This is a genomic window from Paractinoplanes durhamensis (assembly GCF_016862175.1).
In the GTDB taxonomy this organism is placed as follows: Bacteria; Actinomycetota; Actinomycetes; order Mycobacteriales; family Micromonosporaceae; genus Actinoplanes; species Actinoplanes durhamensis.
In genome coordinates this window covers 1-2,018 of the sequence record NZ_BOML01000097.1, presented here as the reverse complement: position 1 = coordinate 2,018, position 2,018 = coordinate 1, and the positions used below count along the sequence as shown (strand labels likewise).

Annotated in this window: 3 protein-coding genes; all 3 read left to right on the top strand. The window is 70.4% G+C overall.

Annotated elements, in window-relative coordinates; translation table 11 throughout:
- A partial coding sequence (locus Adu01nite_RS46490) for a hypothetical protein (RefSeq protein WP_203735835.1) occupies positions 1 to 223 on the top strand: 223 nt, incomplete at its 5' end.
- Between the two features lie 86 nt (positions 224 to 309).
- Positions 310 to 720, top strand: coding sequence for an ester cyclase (locus Adu01nite_RS46485; protein ID WP_203735834.1), 411 nt, complete (start codon positions 310 to 312; stop codon positions 718 to 720).
- A 76-nt stretch (positions 721 to 796) separates the two neighbouring features.
- Positions 797 to 1,609, top strand: coding sequence for a rhamnogalacturonan acetylesterase (locus tag Adu01nite_RS46480; protein WP_203735833.1), 813 nt, complete (start codon positions 797 to 799; stop codon positions 1,607 to 1,609).
- Positions 1,610 to 2,018: the final 409 nt, after the last annotated feature.

The following is a 2,018-nucleotide window of genomic DNA, read 5'->3' as shown; positions in this document are numbered from 1 at the left end:
CAGCGGCGGCAGCGGCAGCGGCAGCGGCAGCGGCGGCAGCGGCAGCGGCAGCGGCGGCAGCGGCAGCGGCAGCGGCAGCGGCGGCGGCAGCGGCGGCGGCGGCGGCCGATCTTGTGGAATTGGTGCGCGGTTCGGATGGAACTCGACAATGTCGGTGCGGTGGGCTTGCGGACTTGGGTCGTTTATGGACTTTGCGGAGTTTGCCGGCGTGCAGGGGCGGTGAGGGTTCGGTGGGGGTGGGCAACTCCGCGCGACTGCGTAGTGCGCGGAGTGTTGCGTGCGGACGTTGATGGGCATAGAAATTCATGCATGCATTCGGGTGAGATCGCGCGGGCATGGTTTGACATGTGCCGAATGGGGGATGTGGGGCTTTTTGCGGATCTTGCTACCGAGGATTTCGTCTGTCATGGGCCCGGTGGGGCCGGGGATCGGCAGACCTTTCTTGACTGGTTGCGGTGGTATCCGGCGGCGTTTGCCGAACAGCAACCCTCCATCGAGGACGTGATCGACGGCGGGGATCGGGTGGCAGTGCGGTATGCGGTGCGGTCCACCTATCTCGGTGGGTATCTCGATCTGCCGGGCCGGGGGCAGAACGTCGAGGAGACCGGGATCATCATTTTTCGGCTCTCCGGCGGCAAGGTGGCCGAGACCTGGTTCGAGGGCAACGATCTCGAAGTGGCCCAGCAGCTCGGCGGGCGGGTGCACGCTCCGGAACACTGACACGGCGTACTCCAGGAAAGCGCTTGCCTGCATCGAAGTTCGTTGATTAGATGTCGGCATGTCGCTGGATCGGAGAATGCTTCTGCGTGCCGCTGTCGGCGGTGCGATCGCCTCGGGGTTCGGGATGACGCCGGCCCACGCCGGCGGCCGCCCGCCGCGCCGCACCATTTTCGTGGCCGGCGATTCCACCGCCGCCACCTACGCCACCGCCGACGTGCCCCGCGCCGGGTGGGGCCAGGCCCTGCCGGTCTTCCTGCGCCCGGAGATCGCCGTGCAGAACGCGGCGCTCTCCGGTGCCAGCTCGAAGAGCTTCGCCGACCTGGGCCGCCTCGACCTGATCCTCGCCGCGATCAAGCCCGGCGACACGCTGCTGGTGTCGTTCGGCCACAACGACGAGAAGTCCGAGGACCCGGCCCGCTACACCGAGCCGTGGACCACGTTCCAGGATTACCTGCGCCTCTACCTGGACGGCGCCCGGGCGAAGAAGGCCCACCCGATCCTGGTCACCCCGGTCGAGCGGCGCCGCTTCCGGGCCGACGGCACGCCCTACCTGTCGCACGGCGAATACCCGGACTCGATGCGCGCCCTGGCCGAGGCCACCCACACCCCGCTGATCGACCTGACCGCGCTGTCCTTCGCGCTGTGGAGCACGCTGGGCCCCGAGCCCACGAAGGACTACTTCCTGTGGCTGGACGCCGGCGAGAACCCGAACTACCCCGCCGGCGTCTCCGACAACACCCACTTCCAGGCCCACGGCGCCATCGAGGTGGCCCGCCTGGTCGCCGACGCAGGCTGCGACATCCCCGGCCGCGACCTGCACGCCCTGCACAACCCGTCAATCCCCGACGACGTGCTGACCTGGCCGGCCACCCGCCCCGCCGAAAGCTGAACCCGGCACCGGCCAGGTGATCGCGCAAACGGCGACCCCAACGCCGCGCGATCACCGGCCTCGGCGCCGCACAACGGCCTGGCCGGCACCACGAATCGCCAGGCCAGCACCCACAACAGCGCGGCCTGGCTCGCACCAACGCCCGGCCCGGAGCCGCGCAACCGCCTGGCCCGACACCGAACAACGGCCCGGCGCCACACAACGCCTGACCAACTCCGCGCGCCCCCTGGGGCAAGCTCCGCGCGACCCCTTCGGGTCAAGCTCCCCGCAAATACTCGGCCCGACACCACAGAACGGCCTGGCACCACGCAGCCGCTGGCCCGGCAGGCTGGCCCGGCAGGCTGGCCCGGCAGGCTGGCCCGGCAGGCTGGCCCGGCAGGCTGGCCCGGCAGGCTGGCCCGGCAGGCTG